Raw genomic sequence first — 4,587 nt, 5'->3', positions numbered from 1 at the left:
TAGCAGCATCTTTCGGGATTTACGCGATCGTATGCGTAGGATTCGCGTTCGCGACCCAGTGGATTCATTTCGCGGCGCTGTTCGCGATATACGGGATTTTCGTTGCCGCAGACGAATCGGTGAACAAGGCATACATTTCAGACCTCGCCCCTGAGGGAAAAAGGGGCACTGCTCTCGGCGCGTACAACACAGCCATAGGCGCCGCCTACCTTCCGGCCAGCGTGGCTGCCGGAGTGCTCTGGGCTTCCTTCGGGGCGCCTGCGGCATTCCTTGCCGCAGCGGCGATAGCCGCAGCCTCATCAATTGCATTCGCCGTCTGCTGCAGGAACTAATCAGATTTTTTCCCGCGCCTTTTTTATCGCCCCAGAAACAGCTTCCTCTATTCTTCCACTCACATTTCCCTGCTCGAGCATTTTGAGCCCCTGCTCCGTGGTCCCGCCCGGCGAAGTGACTCTTGAAATGATTTCGTCGAAGTCCCTCCCAGCAAGCAGCAGTTCCGCAGTGCCCAGCATGGTCTGCGCTACTGCAACCCTCGCCTCTTTTTCTGGCAGCCCCGCCTTAAGGGCGCTCCTGAAAACAGATTTCGCGAAATACGCGAAGAAAGCAGGCCCTGAACCGGAAACTCCGGTAATCGCTTCCACATCCCTTTCCTCCATCCTCTCGCATATCCCCAAATCCGAGAACAGCCCAATCAGCATCTTGGTCTCATCTTCCGTAAGTCCCTTTCCCGGCGCGCACGCGAAAAACCCCTCCCCTACCTCGGCGCACACGTTGGGCATCACGCGCATTACTTTCATGGCCCCGCATTTCTCGATTTCGCCTATGCTGACCATTGCCGCGCACGAAACCACTAGTTTTTCCGAAATTTCAGGAAGGAGCGCCCGCACCCCGGCGCAAACCATGTCCGGCTTGAGCGCAAGCACCACAATCCCGCACCCGGAAATCGCCTCCTGGTTGCTCCGGGCCGCGGAAATCCTGCTGTTCCTGAGCTCCAGCGCCTTCAGTTTTCCTTTGTCCGGGTCCGAAACGACCACTGCGCTGTTTTTCGAAAAACCCAGCGCAAGTGCAGAGCCCAGCCTTCCAGCGCCTATTATCGCAATCCTCCTGTTCCCCATAACCCCACCCCACAACCCTTGAAATTGCAAAAATATTAAAACAATGTATCTGATGTTTCCGCATGTCAAAAATCCAAAAATCCATTTTTCTGCTGGTTTTTCTGCTCGGCATTTCCAATGCCGCAGCGCCTACAGTAACCCTTGTGAGCCCTGAAGACGGCGCTTCAATAAACTCCACGCTTCCGTTCGCGCAGGCGCTTTCCTGGAGCGTTGATGATGAAAATCTCACTACCGACGGCGTTAACTGCACCCTATATGTAACTGCCCCAGGAGGTCCATCGTCCCCGGTTTCCACCACGCCCACGACCACCGGCAGCATGAGTTATGAATATTCTGGAGACCTGTCCGGCACTTATGATTGGTACGCGTCCTGTAGCGACGTGGAAAACCTCACCCAGGACGCAACCCCATGGTCCTTCGTAGTGACTGACACAAGCGACCATGCGGCTCCCGCAGTCTCATTGCAGAGCCCGGCCAACGGAAGCTCCCAGGCAGTTTCGCTCCCGTTCACGCAGACGCTTTCCTGGAACGTGAACGACGACAGGATAGCTGACGGCGTGAACTGCTCCCTTTTCCTGAAATCACCGACTGATCCGGATTTCTCTTCCATAAACGAAGCTCCCACTTCTTCATCGGGCGCTTTGAGTTACGACTACGAAGCTAACGCGTACGGCACGTATTACTGGTATGCGGCATGCACGGATGCAGCCGGAAACTCCAACACCACAGGCACGAGGAGATTCAGCCTTACGGACAACAGCGATTCCACGCCTCCGGGAATCACGCTCAAGACTCCCACCAACGGCACCACAATAACCGACAGCGACCTGCCGCACACCGTGACGCTCAAATGGAACGTTAGCGACAATAATTTCTCGCTGGGCGTGAACTGCTCTGCATACCTGAAAATTCCATCGGAATCGGACTTTTCAAAGATGTCCAGCCAGCGCACGAACTCCTCGCATAACCTGGAATATGCTTACGACGCCGACGAATACGGCGCATACTCATGGTACGTGAACTGCACTGACACCGCTGGCAATCCAACAGTTTCGGGGACTTGGGAGTTCACGCTTGGGGAAGTCAGCGTGGAAGAGTCGATCCCATACCTGGTCCTCCAGGCGCCTTCGAACGCGAGCACCACGGAAACTGAAGCACTCCCCCTGACCAAGACGTTCAGATGGAACGTTGACGATGACAACATCGCGGACGGCGTGAACTGCACGCTCTACGTGAAGAACCCGCTGCAGTCCTCTTACTCTAATAGATACCATACAGAAGTGATCTCCCAGAACACGCTTACTTACGACTATGCAGCCGCAGTCTATGGGGTGTATTCGTGGTACGTCTCCTGCACGAACAGCCTGGACAACACCAACACCAGTTCGGTATGGAAATTCACGCTGAAAGCGCCAGCGGTGGACAGCGCTGCGCCTTCGGTCTCGCTCCAGGGTCCTGCGAACAATTCCGCGTTCCAGGCCAATGCTGCCCCTTACTCGCAGACGCTCAAATGGAATGTCAATGACAACAACATCAGCTTAGGAGTGAACTGCTCCTTATACATGAAATCTCCATCCAACTCGAGTTTCTACAAGCTCGTGCAGCTCAATTCCAATTCGGCGCATTCACTTGAATACGGGTACTCTGCGCGGGAATTCGGGAATTACTCGTGGTACGTGGAATGCGTTGATCTGGCAGGCAACGCCAACACCACGCTTACGTGGAAGTTCGAGCTCAGGCAGAACTCATCCAACGCGACCAACGCTGTTCAGCCCAAACTAGAAGCATCCTCCTACTGCGAAGGAAACCAGAGCATGGGCATGGCCAGGGTCCTCAACCAGAGCAACGCGCCCCTTCCTTCGGTGAAAGTGAAAGTTGCAGGGAACGCCACGCTCGAAGGCCAGACGAATTCCTCAGGAATATTCGTTTTCCAGGCCGAGCCCGGTGCTTACACGATATCCCTGCCTGACCTGAACAAGACCGCGCAGCTCACGGTAAGCTCATGCACCCAATCCAACCAGTCCGGTAATCAGTCCCAATCCATAGCCCTGAACGCGACCACGGTGGAGACTGGCGCAGAACTGACTGTATTCACCACAGTGGACGGAAAGCGCGCCTCGGCTGAATTCATCGTGATAGACCCGATAAACAACACCTACGCGTTCAGGAGCGACGAGAACGGGACCTACATCTTCAAGGCCAGCCGGGAAGGCACGTACACGTTCATGCTCGGCGACGCGTCCACCGAGGCCAAGGCGCTGCCTCCCAAGAGCGCATGCGCCCCTGCCGCGCTGCTGTTGACGCTCGCAGCCCTGAGCCTCCTTACTGCGAAATCAAAGGCCGAATGAGAGCAGCGCGGTTATGCACAGCGCAGCCGCAGCGCCTGCCAGGAAAGCCAGCCCGGCCTTGTGCGGCCCCCCGTTCCTGATTGATTCCCCCAGGAGTTCGAAGAACACTAAGTAGGCCATGGCACCTGCCGAGAATGCGAGCGCAAACGGCGTCGCGCCTCTCACCAAAGACAGGAAGTAATAGCCGAAAACCGCAGCCAGGAACTCCACGAGGCCCGAGAATGCGCCCCACAGGAAGGATTTTCTCACCGGCAGACCGTAATAAGCGAGCGGGGCAGAGGTGACCAGCCCCTCAGGAATGTCCTGGAGCGCGATGGAAACAGATACCGCCCATCCGAGCGTAGGCGAGAGCGCGAATGCCGAAGCTATGGCGAATCCCTCTGGTATGTTGTGGAGCGCTATGGTTCCGGCCACCAGCACCGCCTTTTTCCCGGGATGGCCAATTTCCCGCCTGCTCAGGAACGCGTGCGCGTGCGGGAGCATCCGCTCCAGGAGCAGAAGGGCAGCCATGCCGCACAGGAACCCAGCGAGCGCGTATGCCTGCCCGGCTTCGGAATAAGACTGCCCGAGCATCTCGGCGGCCGAGAACACCATCACGCCGGCGGCAAATGCGAGAATGAGTGAATAGTGCCTGGGCTGGGTCTTCTTCATCCCGAAAACTCCAGCGGCGCCCAGGGCGGTTGCAACGAATGCCATTCCTGCCCCGAGCGTGACGTCCAGAAAGCTCATTCAAACCACAACGGGTTTATTGGGCGTCGCCCGATTTATAATGCTTTTCAGAATTGGGCGTGCGGGAAACCCCGCTCAGGCACCGATGCCAGCGGAACGCACCCTCCGAATTCTTTTTATTCTGCTTCCCCCTAACCCATGTATGGCCGGCTTGAAAGGCGCCTATCTCAAGAAGCTCACTTCCAGAATGCCCATGAAATCCGTGAGCGTAGGCAAGGAGCTAGAAGGAAGCACCCCTCCCTCGGTTTTCATAGGGAGCTGGAACTACCCCAAGGTTTATGCCGGGCCGATGATAGCCCAAGTGCACGGGGACACCGCGCTCATGGATTCCCCCGAGAGCTGGATTCCTGGGAAAAAAACCACCGAGGACATAGTGGATTTCCGGATGGGCCTCG

5 protein-coding genes are annotated in these 4,587 nt (G+C 56.6%); 3 read left to right on the top strand and 2 right to left on the bottom strand.

From position 1 onward, the window contains the following. Positions 1 to 332, top strand: a 332-nt coding sequence (locus WC488_04675) for an MFS transporter (GenBank protein ID MFA5077694.1), incomplete at its 5' end; no start/stop codon positions are given. On the opposite strand, the gene WC488_04670 is transcribed toward WC488_04675, so the two are convergent. Continuing rightward, positions 333 to 1,115 carry a pyrroline-5-carboxylate reductase gene (locus WC488_04670; protein MFA5077693.1) on the bottom strand — a complete coding sequence of 261 codons (783 nt, stop codon included), beginning with the start codon at positions 1,113 to 1,115 and terminating at the stop codon, positions 333 to 335. It abuts the gene before it with no gap. A 62-nt stretch (positions 1,116 to 1,177) separates the two neighbouring features. Here WC488_04670 and WC488_04665 point away from each other — a divergent pair, with 62 nt between their 5' ends. Beyond that, positions 1,178 to 3,463: a hypothetical protein gene (locus WC488_04665; protein ID MFA5077692.1), complete on the top strand. Its 2,286-nt coding sequence runs from the start codon at positions 1,178 to 1,180 to the stop codon at positions 3,461 to 3,463. Here the strand turns inward: WC488_04665 and WC488_04660 are convergent. Next, entirely contained in the window at positions 3,449 to 4,192 is a 744-nt protein-coding gene (locus tag WC488_04660; GenBank protein MFA5077691.1) for a ZIP family metal transporter, read from the bottom strand. The two genes, WC488_04665 and WC488_04660, sit on opposite strands and share 15 nt — an antisense overlap. Positions 4,193 to 4,334: 142 nt before the next feature. Between WC488_04660 and WC488_04655 the strand changes: the two genes are divergently transcribed. Beyond that, on the top strand, positions 4,335 to 4,587 hold a 253-nt coding region (locus WC488_04655), incomplete at its 3' end, for a hypothetical protein (GenBank protein MFA5077690.1).

It is taken from the genome of Candidatus Micrarchaeia archaeon (assembly GCA_041650355.1).
Taxonomy (GTDB): domain Archaea; phylum Micrarchaeota; class Micrarchaeia; order Anstonellales; family Bilamarchaeaceae; genus JAHJBR01.
This window is presented reverse-complemented; position numbering and strand designations above follow the sequence as displayed.

What these genes read in the sequence shown, in the direction of transcription:
- WC488_04670 (MFA5077693.1), bottom strand. Translation starts at nt 1,115, where the DNA reads ATGGGGAACAGGAGGATTGCGATAATAGGCGCTGGAAGGCTGGGCTCT.
- WC488_04660 (MFA5077691.1), bottom strand. Translation starts at nt 4,192, where the DNA reads ATGAGCTTTCTGGACGTCACGCTCGGGGCAGGAATGGCATTCGTTGCA.
- WC488_04665 (MFA5077692.1), top strand. Translation starts at nt 1,178, where the DNA reads ATGTCAAAAATCCAAAAATCCATTTTTCTGCTGGTTTTTCTGCTCGGC.